The organism is Devosia sp. J2-20 (genome assembly GCF_055808475.1).
Genome location: NZ_CM147870.1, coordinates 1720666 through 1742711, shown reverse-complemented (window position 1 = coordinate 1742711; position 22046 = coordinate 1720666). Strand labels below are relative to the sequence as shown.

Here is a 22046-nt window from a genome sequence, read left to right as displayed (position 1 = left end):
CATCACGTGCTTCCCCGGACAAAACACCAAAAATGGCGCTGCAATAGAAGTCGGGAAAATCCCTCCCCGTTCGAAGGTTAGAGCGACAGGTAGTCGAGTTCCATGAAACGCTCGACTTCAACCAGCCAGCGATCGCGCACGAAAGCAGTGTGATCGGGGTGGTCATTATAGGCGTTATAGGCCGCCTCATCAGCAAACCGCATCGCAAAACCAAAGGCGAAATCGGTCTTCGGGCTGATCTGACGCAACTGCTCGAAATTCTGCACGCCGGGAATAGCCGCCAGAATAGTCTTGGCGTCACCCAGAAACGCGGCCTCCTCGGCCGATCCCGCGGCGTGCTTGAGCGTGAACGCCACCGTGTGCCGGATCACGCGTCAGACCCCATCGCTTCGGTCGCGGCAATGGCGGCCATGTTGACGATGCCGCGGCTGGTGGTCGAGGGCGCCAGAATATGCGCCGGCGATTTCGGCCCCATCAGGATCGGCCCGACCGACAGTGCATTGTTCATTTCCTTGAGCAGCGTCATCGACAGATTGGCAGCGTCCAGATTGGGGAAGATCAACAGATTGGCTTCGCCGCTCAGCACCGAATCCGGCACATAGCGCTCGCGCAGATCCTGGTTCAGCGCCAGATCGCCCTGCATCTCGCCTTCCACAATCATCTCGGGCGCGATCACCTTGAGCTTCTTGTAGACCTCACGCATTTTGTAGGCGCTGTCGCCATCACGCGAACCAAAGTTCGAATAGCTCAGCAACGCCACCTTGGCTTCGATGTTGAAGCGCTTGAGGTGATTGCGCGCCTGCAAGGCCACCCCCACGATCTCATCAGGTGACGGATCAATATTGACGTAGGTGTCTGCCAGGAAGAACGCGCCACGCGGCATGATCAACATTGATAGCGCCGAAACATCACTGACGCCGTCCTGCAGACCGATCACCGAGCGGATGTCACGGACATGGCGAATGAACCGGCCCTGCAGCCCGCAGATCAGCCCATCGGCCTCGCCGCGCCGTACGGCCAGCGCGCCGATCACTGTCGGATTGGTGCGGACCACCTGTCGCGCCGTATCCGGCGTCACCCCGTCCCGACCCACCAGCGAGTGGAACAGGCTGACATAGTCGCGATAGCGGGGATCGTCCTCGGGGTTGATCACCTCAAAGTCCTGACCGGGCTTCAGGCCCAGACCAAACCGCTCGATACGCGCCTCGATCACCGAGGGACGGCCAATCAGGATCGGTCGGGCAATGCGCTCTTCGAGCAGAACCTGGGTAGCCCGCAGCACGCGCTCGTCCTCGCCATCAGCAAAGGCGATACGCTTGTTCTGGCCATGGCTGCGATCAATGATCGGCTTCATCACCAAGCCCGACCGGAACACGAACCGGTTCAGGCTATCCATATAGGCGGGCCAGTCCGTAATCGGGTTCTTGGCCACACCCGTTTCCATCGCAGCCCGTGCCACGGCCGGCGCAATGCGCAGAATCAGGCGCTGATCGAATGGATTGGGAATGATGTGATCGGGACCATAAACCGCCGGCGCTCCCGACGGAGATACTTCCAGGCCGGGCTCGCGCGCCAGCTTGGCGATCGCCCGTACGGCCGCCAGCTTCATTTCCTCATTGATCGTGGTCGCAGCCACATCGAGCGCCCCACGGAAAATGAAGGGGAAGCACAGCACGTTATTGACCTGATTGGGGAAGTCAGACCGCCCCGTGCAGACCATGGCATCAGGCCGTGTGGCCTTGGCCAGATCTGGCAGGATTTCGGGGTTCGGATTGGCCAGCGCCAGCACCAGTGGCTTGGGCGCCATCTTGGCCAGCATTTCGGGCTTGAGCGCACCCGCGGCCGACAGCCCCAGGAACACGTCGGCGCCTTCGATCACCTCGGCCAGGCTGGTTGCCTCGCTGACCCGGCGGAACTGGCCCCGCCACTTGTCATTGATGTCATTGCGCTTGTGCGTCACCAGGCCGTCCTTGTCGGCGACCCAGATGTTTTCGTACTTGGCGCCGAGCGCCACCAGCACATTGAGGCAGGCAATGGCAGCAGCCCCTGCCCCGGACGCGCAGATTTTGACGTCCTCGATCTTCTTGCCCTTGAGCTCCAGCCCGTTGAGCACAGCAGCACCCACGATGATCGCGGTACCGTGCTGGTCATCATGGAACACCGGGATCGGCATCCGCTCGCGCAGCGTCTCTTCGATTTCAAAGCAATCGGGCGCGCGGATGTCTTCCAGGTTGATGCCGCCAAAGGTCGGCCAGAGCGGCGCCACGGCGTCGATGAATTTCTGCGGATCGGTCTCGTCGATTTCCAGGTCGAACACGTCAATGCCGGCGAACTTCTTGAACAGAACCGCCTTGCCTTCCATCACTGGCTTGGAAGCCAGCGCACCGATATTGCCCAGTCCCAGAACAGCCGTACCGTTGGAAATCACCGCCACCAGATTCTGTCGCGAGGTATAGCGCGCCACGGCGTCGGGGTTGGCAGCAATCTCTTCGCATGGCGCTGCCACGCCAGGCGAATAGGCCAGCGCCAGATCGCGCTGGTTGCCTAGCGGCTTGGTTGGCTGGATCTCGAGCTTGCCGGGCTTGGGGAATTCATGGAAGTGCAGCGCCGCGTCGCGCAGGGCTTTCCGCTGTTCGTTGACGTCAGTGGACACCTAAGATCTCCTCTTCAGCATTCACTTAAGACAAGCCAATGCACCGGTACATGACCGTGTTGGTGCCACCAATTGCCATCGAAGAAAAGGGGCTAAGTCCGCCAATGCCTGCAACTATGGTCGCAGCTTTACGCCGCGCTGGCGACAACCGCTTCAATCTGGGTGGTTTCGGCCATATTGGCATGCAGCGCCATGGCCAGTTCCTTGAATGCCGAATTTTTCAGCGCCGGGGCAAAAATGAAACCCTGGGCCTGCACCACGCCGCGCGCCCGCAGGTATAGCGCCTGCGCTTCGGTTTCCACGCCTTCAGCCACGATCTCGCAATCAAGATCCTTGGCCATGGCAATCAGACCGTCCAGTACGGGCACCTGCGTGGTGCCGGGCTTGATCATGTCGACAAAGATCCGGTCGATCTTGATCACGTCGATACCCAGCGTGCCCAGATAGGCCAGATTGGAATGGCCCGTGCCGGCGTCATCCATGGCCAGCTTGCAGCCCATCGCGTGCAGACCGGCGATCACGCTATTGGCGACACCTGAATTGGCCAGCGGATGGCGCTCGGTGATTTCAAACACCAGCTGGCGGAAATTGACCGGCGAATTGCCGAATATTCCTTGCACGTCCGCAACAATGCTGTCGTCACGGAAGTGGCCTTCAAACAGATTGATCGCCACCTTCATGTCCGGCATCAGCGTGCACAGATCACTCAGGTCATACTTGACCTGCTGCATCAGCGACAGCGTCATGGGAATAGCCAGACCCGTTACCTCGGCATAATCGATAAAGGCACCGGGCGGCACAATCTCGCCGTTCTTCTTCTCCCAGCGACACAGCACCTCGCAGCCAACCAGCCCCCCGGTTCGCAGATTGATCACCGGCTGGTAGTACGGCTTGATCTCACCGCGCGCGATGGCGCGCTCCAGATCAAATGCTGGCACCCGCGAGCGTCGAACATAGTTCAGCGCCAGAATCAGAAATGCCGCGCTCATCAGGCAGGCCACGATGGTGAAGCTGACATCGAGATCGGCATATCCCGCGCGCGCCATGGCGAACGGCATGGCATATTCCACCTTGAGCGGCATCTCCCCGGCAAAGCCTTGGGCAAAGATGAACTCGGTCGACTCGGTCCGCCGGTCAAACCCGGTCGGATCGCCAATCGTCATGATTGAGGTGCCATCGGTCAGCGAGACCCGCAGCATCCCGCCTGCATCAATCCCCTCGGATAGCGAACCCTTGGTCTGGCCCAAGAGCGGCACAAACGCCGATACCCGCCGCAACTCACCAAACGACTGGGTGATCTTGAGCGCCGGCATGTCCATTTCACCGAACTGGACCAGCGTAATGGTCTCGGTGCGGCCCGGGACCGGCAGCGCCTTGGAGAGTGGCGAGAACGAAACATTGCGCCCGAACGCGTCGCAATACTGCACGCCGTCGGCATTCTCGACCAAGACCTGCTTCATATTGAGACTGTTTTCGATCGCCACCTGCACATTGGCAACAAACGTCGGCGTGCACAGCGAGGGGCTGTCCGCCAAAATCGTCCGCAGCGAGGCGATGGCGTCGTGCGATCCGACAGCAATTTGTGAGGTTATCGTCCCAACATATTGAAACGCATTATCTCTTTCGCGAACGCGCACATAAGCGTCCAGCAGATAATCCACTGCCACAATGGGCAGGAACGCCAAAATGGCGCCCAGCAACATCAGGATATGGGAGTATCGAGATTTCAATTGGCGAATCCGAGCCGGCTAAGTGACCCCTCATCGGTAACCGCCAGCATTTAACGGATCATTAACGCTGGTTAATTCCCGGAAACCTTCTGTTGCAGCACCCAACAAAAAGGCGGCCGCTGCGAACAGCGACCGCCCAGACTGGCAATAGGCTCCAGCGCTACTTCTTGTCTTGCACGTTCAGCCGGATGCTCAACTCGCGCAATTGCGACGCTGGCGCCGCGCTTGGCGCGCCCATCAACAGGTCTTCGGCCTGCTGGTTCATCGGGAACGCCGTGATCTCACGCAGGTTCTGCACGCCACACAGCAGCATCACCACACGGTCCACACCAAAGGCCGCGCCACCATGCGGCGGTGCGCCATACTGGAATGCCCGATAAAGCCCGCCAAACTGCTCTTCGACCTCGGCCCGGCTCTTGCCGGTCAGCTCGAACGCCTTGACCATGGTGTCTGGCAGCTGGTTACGGATCGACCCTGAGGCGATCTCGTAGCCATTGCAGACCGCATCATACTGATAGGCCTTGATTGTCAGCGGGTCCTGGTTGTTCAGCGCGTCAATGCCGCCCTGAGGCATCGAGAACGGGTTATGCGCGAAGTCGACGCGCTTGTTCTCTTCGTCCCACTCGTAGAATGGGAAGTCCACGATCCAGCACAGCGCAAACTGTTCGGTATCGATCACATCGAGATCGGTGCCGACCTTGGTGCGCGCGTCGCCTGCAAACTTGTAGAACTTGGCAGGGCGACCGCAAACGAAGAACACCGCATCGCCGTCATCAAGCCCAAGCTCGGCCTTAAGGGCTGCGGTGCGCTCTTCGCCGATATTCTTGGCGATCGGACCACTGCCCTGCCCGTCCTTGAAGAAGATATAGCCAAGGCCAGGCTGACCTTCGCCCTGGGCCCAGGCATTCATGCGATCGCAGAACGCACGCCCAATCGGCTCATTGCCAGCCTTGTTCTTGGCCGGGATGGCCCAGACTTCCACCTTGTCGTCGGCTTCGATCTGACCGGCGAACACCTTGAAGCCCGAACCGGCGAAGTGCTCGGTAACAGCCTGCATTTCGATCGGGTTGCGCAGATCGGGCTTATCCGAACCATACTTGCGGATCGCGGTATCATAGGGAATGCGCGGCCAGTCCTTGGTGACGCGCTTGCCATTGGCAAACTCTTCAAAGATGCCGGACATGATCGGCGTCATGGTATCCCAGACGTCTTCCTGGGTGACGAAGCTCATTTCCATGTCGAGCTGATAGAACTCGCCTGGCAGGCGGTCAGCGCGCGGATCTTCATCACGGAAGCACGGCGCAATCTGGAAGTAGCGGTCAAAGCCCGCCACCATCAGCAACTGCTTGTACTGCTGGGGTGCCTGCGGCAGCGCGAAGAACTTGCCCGGATGGATGCGGCTTGGCACCAGGAAGTCACGGGCGCCTTCGGGCGATGAGGCCGTCAGGATTGGCGTCGAATACTCGCCAAACCCGGCTTCACCCATGCGGTTACGCATGGCGCTGATGATCTTGGTGCGCTTGACGATATTGGCATGCAGCTTTTCGCGGCGCAAATCCACGAAACGATAGGTCAGCCGCACATCTTCAGGATATTCCTGCTCGCCAAACACCGGCAGCGGGAGTTCCTTGGCAGCCGAGAGCACTTCGATCTCGCGGATGAAGATCTCGATCGTGCCAGTGGGCAGGTTTGGGTTCACTGCAGCATCGGCGCGCAGCTTGACCTCGCCATCAATGCGGATGACCCATTCCGAACGCACCTGCTCGGCAGCCGCAAAGGCCGGCGAATCGGGGTCGATGACGCACTGGGTGAGACCGTAATGGTCGCGCAAGTCGATGAACAGCAATCCGCCATGGTCGCGGATACGATGGACCCAGCCGCTCAAACGGACGGTCTCGCCCGCATCCTTGGCAGTCAGGGCCCCGCAGGTGTGCGAGCGGTAGCGATGTGAGGTCATGTGAAAAAGCTCTGCAAAAAGGCCGGAATCTTGGGGCGGAAAAGCGCATGGGAGCCCCCAATTGTCAAGTTGAACGGGTCCTGACGGCGCGATTGGCCTCCCATCCACCCAAGTGGCGTCAACCACTTAACAAATCCGGTATGGAGTGCATCTGTCGCACCTGCTACTACCATTGGTGACGAATTTGAGACGGACGCTCGTATGGACCTCATAGTATCAACAGATGTGCTCGCCGATTTTTGCGAGCGCGCTGCCAAGTTCGATTTTGTGACGGTAGATACAGAGTTCCTCCGGGAAACCACTTACTGGCCAAAACTCTGTCTCATCCAGGTCGCGACCGATGACGAGGCCGTACTGATTGATCCACTCGCGCCGGATTTCGATCTCAGCCCGTTTTATGATTTGCTGGCTAATCCCGATGTGACCAAGGTTTTCCATGCCGCCCGGCAGGATGTCGAGATTTTCGTCAAGGCCACGGGTCAGGTCCCTGCCAATATCTTCGACACCCAGGTGGCGGCCAGCGTCTGCGGATTTGGCGACAGTGTCTCCTATGACAATCTGGTGCGCTCCATCACCAGTGTCGAACTCGACAAATCCAGCCGCTTCACCGACTGGTCGGCCCGTCCGCTCTCGGAAAAGCAGCGCCTATACGCCATCGCCGACGTCACCCATTTGCGCGACATCTATCGCGAACTGCGTAAGCAGGTAGCAGCCACACGGCGCGGCGACTGGGTGGAAGATGAAATGGGCGTCCTGCGCAGCATCGACACCTATGTCGTCCAGCCTGAACAGGCCTGGGTGCGCCTCAAGATGAAGATCAACCGCCCCCGCGATCTGGCAGCGCTGAAAAAGCTGGCTGCCTGGCGCGAGCAGCGCGCACAGGATACCGATCAGCCGCGCAGCCGCGTGCTCAAGGACGATGTGCTGTTCGAACTGGCCATGCAGCGCCCACTTACCCCCGATGCTTTTGAGCGCCTGCGCATGGTGCCGCGCGGTTTTGGCCGCAGTTCGGCCGCTGGCGACATCATGGCCCTGCTCAAGCAGGTCGAGGACATTCCCAAGTCCGAGCTGCCCAGCATGCCCGAGCGCTATCGCGGCCCCTCGCCCAAGGGTGCTGTCGGTGATCTGGTGCGCGTTCTGCTCAAGGCCGTGGCCGAGCAGAATGGCGTCGCCGCCCGCATCATTGCCACCTCAGACGAAATCGACGCACTGGTCCTCGATGACGAGGCCGACGTGCCCGCCCTCAAAGGCTGGCGCCGCAAGCTGTTTGGTGAAAAGGCGCTGGCCATCAAGCACGGCCGCATCGGTCTGGTGGCAACCCGCAAGGGTATTGTCGAGATCGAAGTCAAAGAACCCAAGCAATCCGCTGCCGCCGAATAGGCCCTAGCGCACCACGATCCTGGCTGTCTTGAAGCCCGCCACACCAGCGAAGGTTTCAAGCCGGTTCTGCAGATGCTCGCCGTCCAGAAAGGCGAGATCGCTCGGCAGCACCAGCCAAAGTGCATCATCATCCAGCTCGAACCGGATGCGCGGCAACACGCCCGGCATGGCCGCCGTCATCGGATAGGCGACCCGGAACAACGTTCCGATAACCCGCGCCCGCTGCGTCAGCTCGGCACTGCCCAGCTTTACCAGCGATGCCGCGGCCTTGCTCTTGGGGCCGTCATAGCGAATGGCGATGATCTGGGCCAGGAACGCCCGACCGGGATGATCCACACCGCTCAGCGAGCCATAGGCCACAGCATCAATGCTCTGCGAGCCGCGATAATCGGGATGCGCGCGCCAGCCAATATCAGCCAGCAGGCACGCCACTGTGCGCAACCGCGCTTCCTCGCTGCTTTCCTGCACACCGGTTACGGCCAGAAACTGGCCGGTGAACTCGATCAGGTCATTGGCATGGGCCGGCGAGCGCGAGCGCAGTACCGAAAGCTCCTCGGCCCCCTGGATCAGCGGATCAATCGCCTGCTCGCGCTTGTCCAGCATGCCGTAGAGATAGCCCTCACGCACACCCAGCGCTGAAAACACCACATCCTTGAACTGGCCGGCCTTGAGCACTTCGGCCAGCACGGCGGCACCGAACGGCACCAGTTCGCGCCGCGACGAGCTGACCTGATCGGCCCCCTCATAGCCCTTGAGCGAGCTGGCGCCGACAATCTCGCCGCAGAATTCCAGCATTTCCTCGGCCGAAACCACGTAGTGCTGCACCATGTGCAGCGGATATTTGCGCACGATCTGATGCAACTTGGCCAGCGCACGCCAGGTGCCACCAATGGCCGCAAACGAGGTCCCCTTGCTGGCCTTGGACAGCACCGAATCCTTGAGCCGCTCCCGCACAATGCTTGCCGCCTTGCTGGGCGAGCCATTGCTGTCGTCCTGCAGGCGGATCACGCCCAGCTCGAACGACTGCCCATCGGTATCATTGCCGTTGAGGATGTTGGAGAGCTCAAGGCTCCCCCGCCCAGATCACCAACCGTACCGGCAAAATTGGAAATGCCCGCTACCGCGCCAAGCGCCGCGTAGTGGGCCTCCTGCTCGCCGCTGAGCACCTGCACTTCGCTTTCCATCAGCGCTTCGACCGTGCTGACAAATTCTTCGCGGTTGGCCGCATCACGCACCGCTGATGTGGCCAGGATGAACACCTTGCCCACCCGCATCATCCGGCTGACCAGCGCAAACCGCTTAATCGCGTTCAGCGCCTGCGCCATATTGGCATCGGCCAGTCGGCCCGTCTGACCAACCCCGCGCCCCAGGGCGCAGGCGGATTTTTCGTTGTAAAGCGGCGTCAGCGCGCGTGCATGGCGCTCATAAACGACCAGACGAACTGAGTTGGAGCCGATATCGAGCACCGCCACGGGCTTGGCGCCCTTGATCCGGCCTTGTGCTGTCGGGTCGGCATCAACGCCCCAGAACTTGTTCAAGCCTAGTCCTCATCTGCCTCGACCATGCCGGCACTGCCGCGTCCGGACAGCGAAGGATTGGTCATGAAGTAGTCATGCGCATTGAACGGCTCTTCGCCCTCACCCACACGCACGCGATGCGAACTGCCATCGGGCAGCACTTCCCAGCTCTGCTGGTTGTCGCGCAGATAGGCAACCAGAATTCGATCGAGGATTTGCTTATGCACGGTGTTGTTGAGAATCGGCACCATCACCTCGACCCGGCCATCGAGATTGCGGCCCATCAGATCGGCTGAGGAAATATAGACCTTGGCGCGCGGATTGGGCATCGGCTCACCATTGCCAAAGCAATAGATGCGGCTGTGTTCAAGGAACCGGCCCACGACCGATTTGACCCGGATATTATCCGAGAACCCCGGAATACCCGGCCGCAGGCAGCAGATGCCGCGCACGATCAGATCCACCTTCACCCCGGCCTGGCTGGCATTGTAGAGCCCGTCAATAATCTGCGGATCCACCAGCGAGTTCATCTTGAGCAGAATGCTGGCAGCCTGCCCGCCACGGGCCAGCTCGATCTCGTGATCGATATCGTCGAGCAATTGCTGGCGCAGATTGACCGGCGACACCGCAATGGTCTCAAGCTCGGTCGGCCGGGCATAACCGGTGATGAAATTGAACACCCGTGCCACGTCCCGCGTGATCGCCGGATCGATCGTGAAATAGCTCAGATCGGTATAAATCTTGGCGGTGATCGGGTGATAATTGCCGGTGCCGATATGGCAATAGCTGACCAGCTTGCCCTTTTCGCGCCGCACTACCTGGCTCAGCTTGGCGTGGGTCTTGAGCTCGATAAAGCCGAACACCACCTGTGCCCCGGCCCGCTCCAGATCGCGCGCCCAGCGAATATTGGCCTCTTCATCAAACCGCGCCTTGAGCTCGACAAGACAGGTCACCGACTTGCCCGCTTCAGCCGCCAGCACCAACGCCTTGATGATCGGGCTGTCCGCCGAGGTGCGATACAGCGTCTGCTTGATCGCCACCACATCGGGGTCACGCGCCGCCTGCATCAGGAACTGCGCCACCACGTCGAAGCTTTCGAACGGGTGGTGCACCAGAATGTCCTTGGCGCGAATGGCGGCGAAACTGTCGCCATTATAGTCGCGGATCCGCTCGGGAAAGCGCGCGTGATAGGGCGTGAACTTCAGATCAGGCCGGTCCACATCGCAGACCTTGCTCGCATCGGCCAGTCCCAGAAAACCCTGCACCTCGAACACGTCGACTTCCTTGACGCCGAGCTGCTCGCCAATCTGTCGTTTCAGGGCCCGGGGCGTCGAGCTTTCGATCTCCATGCGGATCACCTGACCGCGCCGCCGCTGCCGCAGCGCGCTCTCAAATTCCACCACCAGATCGGCTGCCTCGTCGTCGATTTCGATTTCGCTGTCGCGGATCACCCGGAAGGCGCCCGAACCGGCCACGGTATGGCCGGGGAACATCTTGTGGAAGAAAAGCTTGACCAGCGTGTCGATGGTCACGACCTCGCTGCGCCCCTCCGATACCAGGCTGCCCGGCAGGTTGATGAAGCGATCCAGATTGCCTGGAATACGCACCAGCGCGGTCAAAGGCTGATCGCTATCGGGTCGCTTGAGTTCAAACGCCAGCGCCAGACCCAGATTGGGGATGAACGGGAACGGATGAGCCGGATCGACGGCAATCGGGGTCAGGACGGGAAATATCTCTTCGCGGAACAGCTTTTCGAGATAGCTCACCTGATCAGGCGTCAGATCATCCTGCTCGTGAATCACCACATTTTGCGCGAACAGTTCCTCGCGCAGCTCCTGCCAGTGATCCTGCTGTTCCAGCTGCAGATGCTGCGCCAGCGTGGCAATTTCCTCCAGCTGCTCGCCGGGCGTCAGCCCATCGGCGCTCTGCTTGGACAGCCCTGCCCGCAGCTGGCCCTTCAGCCCCGCCACACGCACCATGTAGAATTCATCGAGATTGTTGGCCGATATCGACACAAAGCGCAGCCGCTCCAGCAACGGGTGATGCACATTGCCCGCCTCTTCGAGCACCCGCATGTTGAACTGCAGCCAGCTGACCTCGCGATTGACGAACCGCGCCGGGCTCGTGCGCAGCGCCTCGCTGTCAGGCGCTGAACCGTCAGTGTCGGAAAACTCGCTCATGTCATTCATCGGCTTCGATATCCCAGTCCTGTTCATCGCGCATCTCGCCATTTTCGGCGCTGCGGCGATCGAGTGCATCGGCGGCGATACTGCGGGTAATGGCGCTGCCCTTTGCCAAGGCGAGCCTATCCATCAGATCGGCAAGAAGCACGGCTTCTTCGGCGGAACGCTCCATGCGCGCCACCAGATAGCCGATTATCTTGGGATCGACCTTGATCTGGCGATCCCCGAACAACTTCACGAACATCTGTGACAATTGGATGTCGTCCGTCATCTCCAGCGTGAATGCCGTGGCCCGCCGGGCCCGCGAGCGCACATCATCGGTCGCCAGCGGCCACTGCGCAACCTCTTCACGCGCGGTAAGCAGGATCGGTCGCCCATCGCGCAGCGATTGGTTGAGCAGGTGAAACAGTCCCGCCTCGTCATAACCGAGCCGGTCCACATCCTCGACGATCAGCGGATCGCGGCCGCCTTGGGTCGCCAAGGCCTGCAGGTCGTCCACTCCCGCCACGCGCGCGCCGCTGCGGTCGGCAAAGATACGCGCCAGATGCGATTTGCCCGATTTGGCGGGTCCCACCAGCAGCGTTACCGGCTCGGACCATTCGGGAAATGCCATGATGCGGCTATGGGCCAGACTATTGCCTTCACCGACCAGAAAGTCAGCTTCGCCTTGCGCTGGGGTGTGGTCGAGCTCCAGGGCCAGCTGACGGGTCGTTCCGGCGCCTTCAGGGAGCACTGGTGGTGTCATTGGTGTCACCATTGTGCTCGGGCACGATCAGCCCGCCATTATGCCCCAGATAAAGGCTGCTGGCCTTGTACTTGCTCACGCCATAGCGCACCAGCACACCCACAATTGCCGCCAACGGCACCGCCAGCAACAGGCCAACAAAGCCAAACAGCGCGCCAAAGGCCAGCAAGGCAAACATCAGCCACACCGGATTGATGTTGATGCTCGAGCCAACCAGCTTGGGATATAGGATGTTGCCCTCGATGAACTGCCAGACCATGAAAATGGCCGCAACGGCCACTACCATCCAGTAATTGGGCCAGAACTGCACCAGGGCGATGCCGATCGACAGCGAGAAGCCAAAGGCAAATCCCATGAACGGCACAAAACTCAGCAAGCCGCTAATCAACCCCACGGCCAACCCGAAATTCAGGCCGATCAGGCTCAGCGCCGTCGCATAATAGACCGCGTCAATCAGCAACACACCGCCCTGTCCGCGGATCACCCCGGCCATCGACTTGTCGATATCGCTCAGAATGCCATTGATCTCCGGCTTGTGGTCCCGTGGCAGCAGGCCCTGAAGCCCACGCACCATGCCCTCCCACTCCAGCAGCAGATAGAACGCCACCACAGGGGTCAGGATGGTCACGCCGATCACGGCGGCGCCGGTATAGCCGATATTGACCAGCTCGGCTGGCAGCGTCGCGATAAAGCCCAGCGCCTGGCGCGCCAGATCATTGATCGAGGTCTGGAACTGCGCAGCGCGCTCGGGACCCAGCCACTCATTGATCGAGGGCGACCATTCGGTAATCAGGCCCTGCAGATCCGAAACATAGCCCGGCAGGCGCTGCAGCAGGCCAATGATCTGCTGGCCGACCAGCGGCACGAACATGAAGAACAGGCCGACAAATATGGTGATCACGCTGAGCAGCACGACGGCCGTGGCCCAGCCGCGGCTGAAATGCCAGCGCTGCAGTTGATTGACCAGCGGGTTGAGCAGATAAGCCAGCGCCGCGCCAACTACAAATGGCAGCATGATCCCGCGGAACAACCACAACAGCAGGATCAGCACAACAAGGAAGGCAATCCAGATCAGGACTTGATTTCTCAGGGTCATGGTGATGTGCGGCCCTTGCGTCGCTGTGGTGGAGAAGCTATCAGGCCGTCTAACTTCCGGCTCCGGAGTTGGCAACCGCCTTGCTCATCCGGTGACGGCTTTGCGCACGCTTTCCCCATAGAGGTCCGAAGTCCATGTCTGACAAGCAAAACCTGACATCAAACGGACTTTCTTACAAGCAGGCAGGCGTCGACATCGATGCCGGCAATGCACTGGTCGAAGCCATCAAGCCAGCGGTACGCTCCACGCGTCGCCCGGGCGCCGACGGCGAGATCGGTGGATTTGGTGGTTTGTTCGATCTCAAGGCCGCCGGCTTCACCGATCCGGTGCTGGTTGCAGCCAATGACGGCGTCGGCACCAAGCTCAAGATCGCCATTGATACGGGCAACCATTCCACCATCGGGCAGGACCTGGTGGCCATGTGCGTCAACGACATTATCGTGCAGGGCGCAGAGCCGCTGTTCTTCCTGGACTACTTCGCCACCGGCAAGCTGGACGTCGAACAGGGCACCGCCATCGTCTCGGGCATCGCCGAGGGCTGCCGCCTGTCCGGCTGCGCGCTGATCGGCGGCGAAACCGCTGAAATGCCTGGCATGTATTCGGGCAAGGATTATGATCTGGCGGGCTTTGCCGTTGGCGCCGCCGAGCGTGGCACCCTGCTGCCCCGCCCCGACATTGCCGCTGGCGATACGCTGGTCGCCATCGCCTCCTCGGGCGTCCATTCCAATGGCTATTCGCTGGTCCGCAAGATCGTCGACCTTTCCGGCCTCGACTGGAGCGCTGATGCGCCGTTCGCACCGGGCACCCCGCTGTCGGAAGGCTTGCTGACCCCGACCCGCATTTATGTGAAGTCCCTGCTCTCGGCCCTCAAGGCCGGTCTGGGCATCAAGGCACTGGCCCACATCACCGGCGGCGGCTTCATCGACAACATCCCCCGCGTGCTGCCCGACCATCTCGCCGCCCATGTCGACCTGAGCGCCATCACCGTGCCAAAGGTCTTTGGCTGGCTCAGCAAGGTCGGCGGTGTCGATCAGCACGAAATGCTGCGCACCTTCAATTGCGGCGTCGGCATGCTGGTGGCGGTTGACCCCGCCGATGCCGACAATTTGGTCGCCCATCTCAACGCTGCTGGCGAAATCGCTGCGGTGGTTGGCAAGCTTACCGACCGCACGGATGAGCCCGTGACCTTCGAAGGTGCGCTCTCGCTGTGACCCGCAAGCGCGTCGGCATTCTGATCTCGGGCCGCGGCTCCAACATGTCCGCCCTGATTGCCGCCGCTCAGGCCCCCGATTACCCCGCCGAAATCGTCGGTGTGCTGTCCAACCGCGCCGCCGCGCCAGGTCTGGTGACCGCAGCCGAACACGGCATCGCCACGGCCTCGCTGGCGCAGAGCAAATTTCCCAGCCGCGACATGTTCGAAGACGTCATGACCCAGACGCTGGAAAGCTGGGACGTCGACTATGTCTGTCTGGCCGGGTTCATGCGCATTCTGGGCGCGGACTTCGTCAATCACTGGGCCGGTCGGATGATCAACATCCACCCTTCGCTGCTGCCGCTCTATAAGGGTCTGGACACCCACGCACGGGCCCTTGCCGATGGGGCCGCCACCCATGGCTGCACTGTCCACTTCGTCACCCCCGGTCTCGACGAAGGCGCGCCCATCCTGCAGGCCGAAGTGCCCGTTTTGCCCGGTGACACCCCCGACAGCCTTGCAGCGCGCGTACTGTTCCAGGAGCACCGCATTTACCCCGAAGCGCTGCGGCTGCTCGCTTCCGGCCAGATCGCCGCGCTGTCCTGAGCCATCCCGCCCCGGCGGACCCATCACCAAAATTGATGGCTGTATCGTCAAAATCGGTTCGACCTTTGTTCCCTGCGGGCATAGCGTGCCCCCGCGAAGGAGACCGCAATGGAACGCCGTGACTGGTTCTTGATCATAATGCTCGGCGCCATCTGGGGCTGCTCGTTCATCTTCAATGCGGTGCTGATCCGCGAAATCGGCCCCATCTGGGTCACCTCGTTCCGCGTTGGCATTGGCGCCATTGGCTGCTGGGTCTTCCTGCTGCTGCGGCGCAAGCCCATCCCCCGCGATCCCATGCTCTGGATCAAGCTGGGTGGGCTGGGCATTTTGGCCTACGCCATTCCCTTCGCCCTGTTCCCGCTCGCCCAGGCCAATCTCGCCAGTGGTGTTGCCGCCATCATCAATGCGCTGACCCCGCTGGTCACCGTCATCGTCAGCCATTTCTGGCTCGGCGGCGAAAAGGCCTCACGCATCAAGATGGCCGGCGTCACCGTCGGCTTTGCCGGGGCCTTCATTCTGGCCTGGCCCGCCCTCTCCACGGGCGGCGATTCGCGCCTGTGGGCTATTGGCGCCTGCCTGCTGGCCACGCTGTGCTACGCGCTCTCGCTCAACATCACCCGCAGCTTCAAGGCCATAGAACCCACGGCGCTGGCCTCCATCGCGCTCACTGGCGCCGCTGCAGTATCCATTCCGGTCGCCTTCATCACCGAGGGCACGCCCGTCATGGTGCGCCCCGAAACCTGGCTGGCGGCCATTGCCATCGGCCTGATGTCGACAGCCTTCACCTTCCAGGTCATGTATCGCATCCTGCCGCGCGTCGGCCCGACCAATTTCGCCACGACCACTTTCATCGCCCCCATCTCGGCGGTAATTCTGGGCGTGACAGTGCTGCGCGAAACGGTCCTGCCCATCCAGATTCTGGGCATGTTCGTCATCTTTACCGGCCTGCTGCTGATCGATGGCCGCATCGGCAAACTCTGGCGCCGCGTCGCCACTTGATCGGAACAAGCCGGGCCATCACACGTTCCTTGTCCAAAGGAGCATCTTGATGACCCAGTCCGACCCCGATCAGACCCCCGATATCGATCCTACCACGACCCCGGAGGTCACCCCGCAGCCCGAGCCGCCTCAGCCGCAGCCGGTCGATCCGGTACCGCCGCAGCCGCGCGAGCTGCCCGTGGCCTCGCCGGTCGAGGAGCCGCAGCCCACCATCCAGCCCGAGCTGCCGCCCGAACCGGGCCACGATCCCAATCCCTGAGAAAAAAAGCGGCCAGTGTTTCCACTGGCCGCTTTCGTATCTGCTGCGCCTGGCGCTATTCGATGCCGAGCTTGTTCTTCATCAGCTCATTGAGTGCCTGCGGGTTCGCCTTGCCGCCCGAGGCCTTCATCGCCTGACCGACAAACCAGCCAATCATGGTCGGCTTGGCTTTGACTTTTTCGACCTGCTCGGGATTGGCGGCAATGATCTCATCCACGATCGCTTCAATGGCGCCCATATCGGTCACCTGCTTCATGCCGCGACGCTCGACGATCTCGGCTGGCTCACCCTCGGGCTCCTCGGCGATGATCACCTGCAGCAGGTCCTTGGCGCCCTTGGACGAAATCGTCCCTGCCGCCATCAGATCAACAATCCCTGCAATCTGGCTGGGCTGCAAATGGGTCTCCCAGATCGCCAGGCCCTGGCTGTTGGCAAACGCGGCGACGTCGGCATTGAGCATATTGGCTACGGCCTTACCATCGCGCTTGGCGCCACCAAAGGCCACAACCGACTCGAAGTAATCCGCCGTTTCGCGGTCGAGCGTCAGCACCATCGCATCATAGGGCGTCACGCCGAAATCGCTGATGAAACGCGCCTTTTTCTCGTCTGGCAGCTCGGGAAGGCCATCGGCCAGCGCCGACACGAACGCATCGTCGAATTCAAGCGGCAGCAGGTCAGGATCGGGGAAGTAGCGATAGTCCTGCGCATCTTCCTTGGAGCGCATTGAGCGCGTCTCGCCCGCCTTGGGGTCATACAGCCGCGTTTCCTGGTCGATGGTGCCGCCATCTTCAAGAATATCGATCTGGCGCCGCGCCTCGAACTCGATGGCCTGGCCGGCAAAACGGATCGAGTTCACATTCTTGATCTCGCAGCGCGTGCCGAATTCACCGCCCGGGCGGCGCACCGAGACATTGACGTCGGCGCGCATCGAGCCCTGCTCCATATTGCCGTCGCAGGTGCCCAGATAGCGCAAGATTGAGCGCAGCTTGGCCAGATATTCCTTGGCTTCCTCGGACGACCGCAAATCGGGCTTGCTGACGATCTCCATCAGCGCCACGCCGGCACGATTGAGATCGACAAAGCTCATATTGGGGTGCTGGTCATGCAGCAACTTGCCCGCATCGGTTTCCAGATGCACGCGCTCGATACCGATCTCGACCTGATCGCCATTCATGTCGAGCGCCACCACGCCCTCGCCGACAATCGGATCCTTGTACTGCGAGATCTGGTAACCCGGCGGCTGGTCGGGATAGAAATAGTTCTTGCGGTCAAACACGCTGCGCTTGTTGATCTTGGCCTTCAGGCCCAACCCGGTACGCACGGCCTGACGCACGCATTCGATGTTAATGGTGGGCAACATGCCCGGCATGCCCGCGTCCACAAACGAGACATTGGCGTTTGCCGGATTGCCAAAGGCCGTCGACGAACCGGAGAACAGCTTGCTCTCGGAAGTGACCTGCGCGTGCACTTCCATACCGATGATGACTTCCCAGTCACCGGTCGAACCGGCAATGAAGCTCTTGGGATTGGGCGTGCGCGTGTCGATGAGGGTCAATTGAGCATCCTGCGAGGCAAGGCGAAACGATGCCAAACGCATAGAGCCTGAGCCGTGTTGATGCAATGGTTTGAGCGCCTTTGGCTGCGCTAATCCTCGTGTCCCAGGTCACCATCAAAGGGCAGCAGCCGCTTTTCCAGATGCACGCTCATGAACGGCTCATGTGCGTCGCGACCATCCGAGCGCAGCGCCAGAATGCGGTAGCCCTGCTTTTCGTAAAACCGCACCGCCGGTACATTGTCCGCTGGGGTCTCCAGATGGACCCGCTCGGCGCCAGCCAGCTCGAGCATTGATTCCATGCGCCGCAGCAGCGCCGAGCCCAGCCCGTTGCGCTGCAATTCGGGCATTACGAACAGATAGGGAATGTAGCTTCGCCGCGCCGCCCGCGAGCACCAGCCCACCACGATCCCGTCAACCTCGGCCACGATGATCCGGCTGATCGTTTCGGCCACCACCTGGGTCAGCCGGTACTTTTCGGATTCGCGCAGCCCCGGCTGCGCCGCAAGCAGTGGGTAAATCCCGTGTTCCCAGGCCTGAAAGGCAATATCGGCTAGTCTCCTGGCATCCGCGCTGTCCGCTTTGCGAATGGTGATGCCTGGCATGGTGACCTCCGCTATCCGCGGCGCCGCGCCGCGATGATGCCCTTCTCGTAATTGATGTTCCAGTCGATCAGGGTCCGCCATACAAGTTCGGCCTGATCTTCATCAAGATCAAGAGCCAAACTGCGCTCGCGGATTTTACCGATCACCGCCTCGATGCGCGCTGGATCACGCGCCTCATGGGGATCCGTCTTGATCTCGGCCATCCGCGTCACATAGCGGTGCCGCTCGGCAAACAGGTTCAGCAACAGACCGTCGATCCGGTCGATTTCGGCGCGGACATCGTCCTTGGTCTGGCAGTCGGCAGGGGCGGCTTGAGTGGTCACGGCAGGTTCCAGTCCTCTTGGGCTGTTGCTGGTTTGCACCGACCGGGCGATGATTTCAACCGCCCTACTTGTGCAAAATAAGCCTGCTCCTATATCAAACTCGCATGTCTACTCAGTCTGAAGCCCGCTAAAGCCTCGTCCAGTTGTGACGAGGCATAAATGAACCAGTCAGCCGCCGAGCGTGATGCCGGCCGCTGATAGCGTTTATGCGTGGCTGTACTGCCGCGCCATTTGGCGACAGACGTTCAATGGATATCTCAAGAGACGAACAGCGGGTGCTCCATGCCCTCGCTCAGGGTGGCTGTATTGCGCTCACCCGCAACCAGGCTGGCAAGACAGTAGGCCTAGAAATGTTCAACCGCGAAGGCTGGTTGATGAACACCTGCACCATGCTGCTGTTCAAAAAACTCAAGGCCAGGAAGGCCATCAAATCCTGCAATGGGCAGCCCTACCGAATCACCCGACGCGGCCTGGAACTGGTCCGCAGTGAATATGACAACCGGTAGCCTCAGCGTTACCAAAGAGCCCTCGGACCAGTTCCGAGGGCCGCTCTGGGTGCCCTCCATCAAGCTCGTGATTTGACTTTGCCCGTGCGGCCCGGCCCACTCCGCACAACACGGAGACCCTCATGCCCGGCCAGATCTCGCCTAGGCGCCATTTTCTGGCTGCTCACCGTCGAGTTCTTCATTGCCCAGTTCGTCGCCCAGGCGGCGTGGCCGGGCTATTCCATGCTCACCAACGACATCAGCCTGCTCGGCGTCACCAGATGCGGCACCTATCTCAATCCGGCGCCTGACGGCATCATGCCGGTCTGCTCTCCGCTCAGCCTGGTGTTCAATCTGGGCATGGCGCTCAACGGTGTACTGGTCGTGCTCGGCGTCTGGTTCACCCGCGATCTCTGGCCCCAGACAAAACTCAAGATTGCTGCATTATGGCTGCTCGCGCTGGGCGGCGACGGCACCATGCTGGCGGGCGCCTTCCCGCTCGACACCATCCCGGCGATGCATGTGATTGGCGCTGCCCTGGCGCTGGGGCTGGCCTGCTTCGGCTTCATGCTGATGGCCAAGGTCGTCTGGCAGACGCACCGTGCATTCGCCATCTATAGCCTGACCACAGGCGTTCTGGCCCTGCTCGGCTTCGTGCTTTATGTGGCGGAGATCTATCTGGGGGGCGCGGCACTGTCGAACGGCTGGCCGCCTGGCCACAAACGCTCTGGTATATCGTCACCGGCGCGCTGATCCTGCGCGGCAAGCTGCGCTTTAGTGCTTCGTGATATCGCTGAGCACCGCTGCGATGTGTTCCCACTCGCTGGCCACGCTCGCGGTCGCACGCTTCTTGCCAGCCCGGCGATACCAGTAGTCGGCATTGCCCATATCGGCTTCAATCCAGTGCATCAGGGCATGCACCCAGTCGAACGCCTGCACCCCTTCCATCGCCTGGACAATATTGTGCGCCTGTTCCCACTCGGGTCCAACCCGCAACTCGCCCTTTTTGAGCCACCACAGCGCCTGCAGCGGCATGGAGAGATCCTTGGGTGGTTCGGACCAGTCCTGGGTCGTGAAAACGTCAGTGGCCATCGGAGATACTCTTGTTGGCCCCGACGCCGCACGCGGCGGCGTCACTACCAGTTTCAGTTTGTGCATCTGCGCCAGATAAGGTGGAACAGCCCCACGATCAAGTAGCGCCTTTGCGGCCTACCACCAGGGCTTGGGGGAGAAATCCATATCGGCGCTGCGTTCGATGACCCGCGCCGTGGCAAACAGCGTCTCTTCATCAAACGGCTTGCCGATCAGCTGAAGACCCAGTGGCAGCCCCTGACCATCCTTGCCCGCCGGCACGGCAATGCCGGGCAGACCAGCCATGTTCACCGTCACCGTGAAGATGTCGTTGAGGTACATCTTGACCGGATCATTGGCCATCGCCTCATCGCCAATGCCGAACGCGGCAGAGGGTGTGGCTGGGGTCAGAATGGCGTCGACACCAGCGTGGAAGGCGTCTTCAAAGTCTTTCTTGATCAGCGTGCGGACCTGCTGCGCCTTGACGTAATAGGCGTCGAAATAGCCGGCGGACAGCACATAGGTGCCAATCATGATGCGGCGCTTCACCTCGCGGCCAAACCCGGCAGCGCGGGTCAGCTCATACATGTCGGTAATGTCTTTGCCGGTAACGCGCAGGCCATACTTGACGCCGTCATAGCGCGCCAGATTGGACGACGCCTCGGCGGGTGCCACGATGTAATAGGCTGGCAGGGCATACTTGGTGTGCGGCAGGCTGATATCCTTGACCGTGGCACCCTCTGCCTTGAGCCAGTCCAGGCCCTGCTGCCACAGCTTTTCGATCTCGGCGGGCATGCCTTCAAGGCGGTATTCGCGCGGCACGCCAATGGTCAGACCCTTTACGCCACGCTCAACGGCAGCGGCAAAATCAGGCACGGCCATATCCACACTGGTCGAGATCCTTGGCGTCGAAACCGGACATCGAGGTCATCATCAGCGCCGCATCTTCAACCGAGCGGGCAATCGGGCCGGCCTGATCGAGCGAGGAAGCAAACGCCACCGTGCCCCAACGCGAGCAACGGCCATAGGTCGGCTTGATACCGACCGTGCCGGTAAAGGCTGCGGGCTGGCGGATCGAACCGCCGGTATCAGTCGCCGTCGCACCAGCGCACAGCCAGGCAGCCACGGCCGCAGCCGAACCACCCGAAGACCCACCAGGCACCAGATTGGCATTGCTGCCTTCGGCGCGGAACGGGTTGATCACATTGCCGTAATAGCTGGTTTCGTTGGACGAGCCCATGGCGAACTCATCCATGTTCAGCTTGCCCAGCATCACCGCGCCGTCGCGCCACAGATTGGCTGTCACGGTCGATCTCGTATTCCGGCTTGAAGCCATCCAGAATGTGGCTGGCAGCCTGGGTGTGCACACCCTTGGTGGCGAACAGGTCCTTGATGCCCAGCGGAATGCCTTCAAGCGTGCCGCCCTGCCCCTTGGCCAGCTTCTCGTCGCTGGCCTTGGCCATCTCGAGCGCCTGCTCACCCGTGACCGCCACATAGGCGTTCAGGCTGGGATTGGCCTTATCGATCGCGCCCAGATACGCCCCGGTCAATTCGCTCGAGGTGAAGCTCTTGTCGACGAGGCCCTTGCGGGCGGCGGCCAGGCTCAGTTTGGTCAGGTCAGTCAAAACGGATCTCGCTCAGAAAGGTCGTAGCGGTTCGGCGCAATCGCGCCGGATGAATTGGTCGTCGTCAG

At 61.1% G+C, this 22046-nt stretch carries 19 protein-coding genes and 2 pseudogenes; 7 read left to right on the top strand and 14 right to left on the bottom strand.

The window, feature by feature from the left end; genetic code table 11:
* Nucleotides 1-77 precede the first annotated feature (77 nt).
* The 4 genes from AC0L37_RS08530 to aspS form a co-directional block, all read right to left on the bottom strand.
* Complete coding sequence (locus AC0L37_RS08530; protein WP_282221434.1) at nucleotides 78-371, bottom strand: Dabb family protein; 294 nt, start codon at nucleotides 369-371, stop codon at nucleotides 78-80.
* Nucleotides 368-2653: an NADP-dependent malic enzyme gene (locus AC0L37_RS08525; protein ID WP_282221435.1), complete on the bottom strand. Its 2286-nt coding sequence runs from the start codon at nucleotides 2651-2653 to the stop codon at nucleotides 368-370. Before AC0L37_RS08525 ends, AC0L37_RS08530 begins: the two co-directional genes overlap by 4 nt.
* Before the next feature lie 128 nt (nucleotides 2654-2781).
* A complete protein-coding gene (locus AC0L37_RS08520; protein ID WP_212657955.1) occupies nucleotides 2782-4383 on the bottom strand; it encodes an EAL domain-containing protein in 1602 nt (533 codons plus the stop codon).
* Nucleotides 4384-4543: 160 nt separating this feature from the next.
* On the bottom strand, nucleotides 4544-6340 hold the full coding sequence (gene aspS, locus AC0L37_RS08515) for an aspartate--tRNA ligase (RefSeq protein WP_282221436.1): 1797 nt from the start codon (nucleotides 6338-6340) through the stop codon (nucleotides 4544-4546).
* 201 nt (nucleotides 6341-6541) lie between these two features.
* Here aspS and rnd point away from each other — a divergent pair, with 201 nt between their 5' ends.
* The gene (gene rnd, locus AC0L37_RS08510; protein ID WP_212657953.1) at nucleotides 6542-7720 is read left to right on the top strand and encodes a ribonuclease D; all 1179 of its coding nucleotides are present in this window, start codon (nucleotides 6542-6544) and stop codon (nucleotides 7718-7720) included.
* Nucleotides 7721-7723: 3 nt separating this feature from the next.
* On the opposite strand, the gene AC0L37_RS08505 is transcribed toward rnd, so the two are convergent.
* The 5 genes and pseudogenes from AC0L37_RS08505 to AC0L37_RS08485 all read right to left on the bottom strand — a co-directional run bounded on the left by AC0L37_RS08505 (nucleotide 7724) and on the right by AC0L37_RS08485 (nucleotide 13261).
* Complete coding sequence (locus AC0L37_RS08505; RefSeq protein WP_473315384.1) at nucleotides 7724-8323, bottom strand: hypothetical protein; 600 nt, start codon at nucleotides 8321-8323, stop codon at nucleotides 7724-7726.
* 48 nt (nucleotides 8324-8371) lie between these two features.
* Nucleotides 8372-9186 (bottom strand): annotated as a pseudogene (locus tag AC0L37_RS08500) (Ppx/GppA phosphatase family protein); the annotation flags it as partial.
* A gap of 74 nt (nucleotides 9187-9260) precedes the next feature.
* The gene (locus tag AC0L37_RS08495) at nucleotides 9261-11426 is read right to left on the bottom strand and encodes an RNA degradosome polyphosphate kinase (RefSeq protein ID WP_212657951.1); all 2166 of its coding nucleotides are present in this window, start codon (nucleotides 11424-11426) and stop codon (nucleotides 9261-9263) included.
* On the bottom strand, nucleotides 11419-12165 hold the full coding sequence (locus tag AC0L37_RS08490) for a P-loop NTPase family protein (protein WP_282221438.1): 747 nt from the start codon (nucleotides 12163-12165) through the stop codon (nucleotides 11419-11421). Before AC0L37_RS08490 ends, AC0L37_RS08495 begins: the two co-directional genes overlap by 8 nt.
* Complete coding sequence (locus AC0L37_RS08485) at nucleotides 12143-13261, bottom strand: AI-2E family transporter (RefSeq protein ID WP_212657949.1); 1119 nt, start codon at nucleotides 13259-13261, stop codon at nucleotides 12143-12145. The genes AC0L37_RS08490 and AC0L37_RS08485 overlap by 23 nt, the downstream gene beginning before the upstream one ends.
* 134 nt (nucleotides 13262-13395) lie before the next feature.
* Here AC0L37_RS08485 and purM point away from each other — a divergent pair, with 134 nt between their 5' ends.
* From purM to AC0L37_RS08465, 4 genes are all read left to right on the top strand, one after another.
* Entirely contained in the window at nucleotides 13396-14472 is a 1077-nt protein-coding gene (gene purM / locus AC0L37_RS08480; protein ID WP_282221439.1) for a phosphoribosylformylglycinamidine cyclo-ligase, read from the top strand.
* Nucleotides 14469-15059 carry a phosphoribosylglycinamide formyltransferase gene (gene purN / locus AC0L37_RS08475; RefSeq protein WP_282221440.1) on the top strand — a complete coding sequence of 197 codons (591 nt, stop codon included), beginning with the start codon at nucleotides 14469-14471 and terminating at the stop codon, nucleotides 15057-15059. Before purM ends, purN begins: the two co-directional genes overlap by 4 nt.
* Nucleotides 15060-15167: 108 nt before the next feature.
* The gene (locus AC0L37_RS08470) at nucleotides 15168-16058 is read left to right on the top strand and encodes a DMT family transporter (protein ID WP_282221441.1); all 891 of its coding nucleotides are present in this window, start codon (nucleotides 15168-15170) and stop codon (nucleotides 16056-16058) included.
* A 49-nt stretch (nucleotides 16059-16107) separates the two neighbouring features.
* The gene (locus AC0L37_RS08465) at nucleotides 16108-16317 is read left to right on the top strand and encodes a hypothetical protein (RefSeq protein ID WP_282221442.1); all 210 of its coding nucleotides are present in this window, start codon (nucleotides 16108-16110) and stop codon (nucleotides 16315-16317) included.
* Nucleotides 16318-16372: 55 nt separating this feature from the next.
* On the opposite strand, the gene gatB is transcribed toward AC0L37_RS08465, so the two are convergent.
* From gatB to AC0L37_RS08450, 3 genes are all read right to left on the bottom strand, one after another.
* On the bottom strand, nucleotides 16373-17872 hold the full coding sequence (gene gatB / locus AC0L37_RS08460) for an Asp-tRNA(Asn)/Glu-tRNA(Gln) amidotransferase subunit GatB (RefSeq protein WP_212657944.1): 1500 nt from the start codon (nucleotides 17870-17872) through the stop codon (nucleotides 16373-16375).
* A gap of 89 nt (nucleotides 17873-17961) precedes the next feature.
* Nucleotides 17962-18474 (bottom strand): GNAT family N-acetyltransferase, encoded by a 513-nt coding sequence (locus AC0L37_RS08455; RefSeq protein ID WP_212657943.1) that lies wholly within the window; start codon nucleotides 18472-18474, stop codon nucleotides 17962-17964.
* An 11-nt stretch (nucleotides 18475-18485) separates the two neighbouring features.
* Nucleotides 18486-18797, bottom strand: a complete 312-nt coding sequence (locus AC0L37_RS08450; protein WP_212657942.1) for a chorismate mutase — start codon at nucleotides 18795-18797, stop codon at nucleotides 18486-18488.
* A 248-nt stretch (nucleotides 18798-19045) separates the two neighbouring features.
* Between AC0L37_RS08450 and AC0L37_RS08445 the strand changes: the two genes are divergently transcribed.
* Together AC0L37_RS08445 and AC0L37_RS08440 are read left to right on the top strand one after the other, a co-directional pair.
* Nucleotides 19046-19303, top strand: a complete 258-nt coding sequence (locus AC0L37_RS08445) for a YjhX family toxin (RefSeq protein ID WP_212657941.1) — start codon at nucleotides 19046-19048, stop codon at nucleotides 19301-19303.
* A 222-nt stretch (nucleotides 19304-19525) separates the two neighbouring features.
* Entirely contained in the window at nucleotides 19526-20035 is a 510-nt protein-coding gene (locus AC0L37_RS08440) for a DUF998 domain-containing protein (protein WP_473315113.1), read from the top strand.
* Between the two features lie 21 nt (nucleotides 20036-20056).
* Here the strand turns inward: AC0L37_RS08440 and AC0L37_RS08435 are convergent, their stop codons facing one another.
* On the bottom strand, nucleotides 20057-20374 hold the full coding sequence (locus AC0L37_RS08435; protein ID WP_212657939.1) for a hypothetical protein: 318 nt from the start codon (nucleotides 20372-20374) through the stop codon (nucleotides 20057-20059).
* A gap of 117 nt (nucleotides 20375-20491) precedes the next feature.
* Nucleotides 20492-21978: pseudogene (gene gatA / locus AC0L37_RS08430) on the bottom strand (Asp-tRNA(Asn)/Glu-tRNA(Gln) amidotransferase subunit GatA).
* Nucleotides 21979-22046: the final 68 nt, after the last annotated feature.

What these genes read in the sequence shown, in the direction of transcription:
- AC0L37_RS08440 (WP_473315113.1), top strand. Translation starts at nt 19,526, where the DNA reads ATGCTCACCAACGACATCAGCCTGCTCGGCGTCACCAGATGCGGCACC.
- AC0L37_RS08445 (WP_212657941.1), top strand. Translation starts at nt 19,046, where the DNA reads ATGGATATCTCAAGAGACGAACAGCGGGTGCTCCATGCCCTCGCTCAG.
- AC0L37_RS08485 (WP_212657949.1), bottom strand. Translation starts at nt 13,261, where the DNA reads ATGACCCTGAGAAATCAAGTCCTGATCTGGATTGCCTTCCTTGTTGTG.
- purM (WP_282221439.1), top strand. Translation starts at nt 13,396, where the DNA reads ATGTCTGACAAGCAAAACCTGACATCAAACGGACTTTCTTACAAGCAG.
- AC0L37_RS08495 (WP_212657951.1), bottom strand. Translation starts at nt 11,426, where the DNA reads ATGAATGACATGAGCGAGTTTTCCGACACTGACGGTTCAGCGCCTGAC.
- aspS (WP_282221436.1), bottom strand. Translation starts at nt 6,340, where the DNA reads ATGACCTCACATCGCTACCGCTCGCACACCTGCGGGGCCCTGACTGCC.
- AC0L37_RS08490 (WP_282221438.1), bottom strand. Translation starts at nt 12,165, where the DNA reads ATGACACCACCAGTGCTCCCTGAAGGCGCCGGAACGACCCGTCAGCTG.
- AC0L37_RS08505 (WP_473315384.1), bottom strand. Translation starts at nt 8,323, where the DNA reads ATGCTGGACAAGCGCGAGCAGGCGATTGATCCGCTGATCCAGGGGGCC.
- rnd (WP_212657953.1), top strand. Translation starts at nt 6,542, where the DNA reads ATGGACCTCATAGTATCAACAGATGTGCTCGCCGATTTTTGCGAGCGC.
- AC0L37_RS08465 (WP_282221442.1), top strand. Translation starts at nt 16,108, where the DNA reads ATGACCCAGTCCGACCCCGATCAGACCCCCGATATCGATCCTACCACG.
- AC0L37_RS08455 (WP_212657943.1), bottom strand. Translation starts at nt 18,474, where the DNA reads ATGCCAGGCATCACCATTCGCAAAGCGGACAGCGCGGATGCCAGGAGA.
- AC0L37_RS08435 (WP_212657939.1), bottom strand. Translation starts at nt 20,374, where the DNA reads ATGGCCACTGACGTTTTCACGACCCAGGACTGGTCCGAACCACCCAAG.
- AC0L37_RS08470 (WP_282221441.1), top strand. Translation starts at nt 15,168, where the DNA reads ATGGAACGCCGTGACTGGTTCTTGATCATAATGCTCGGCGCCATCTGG.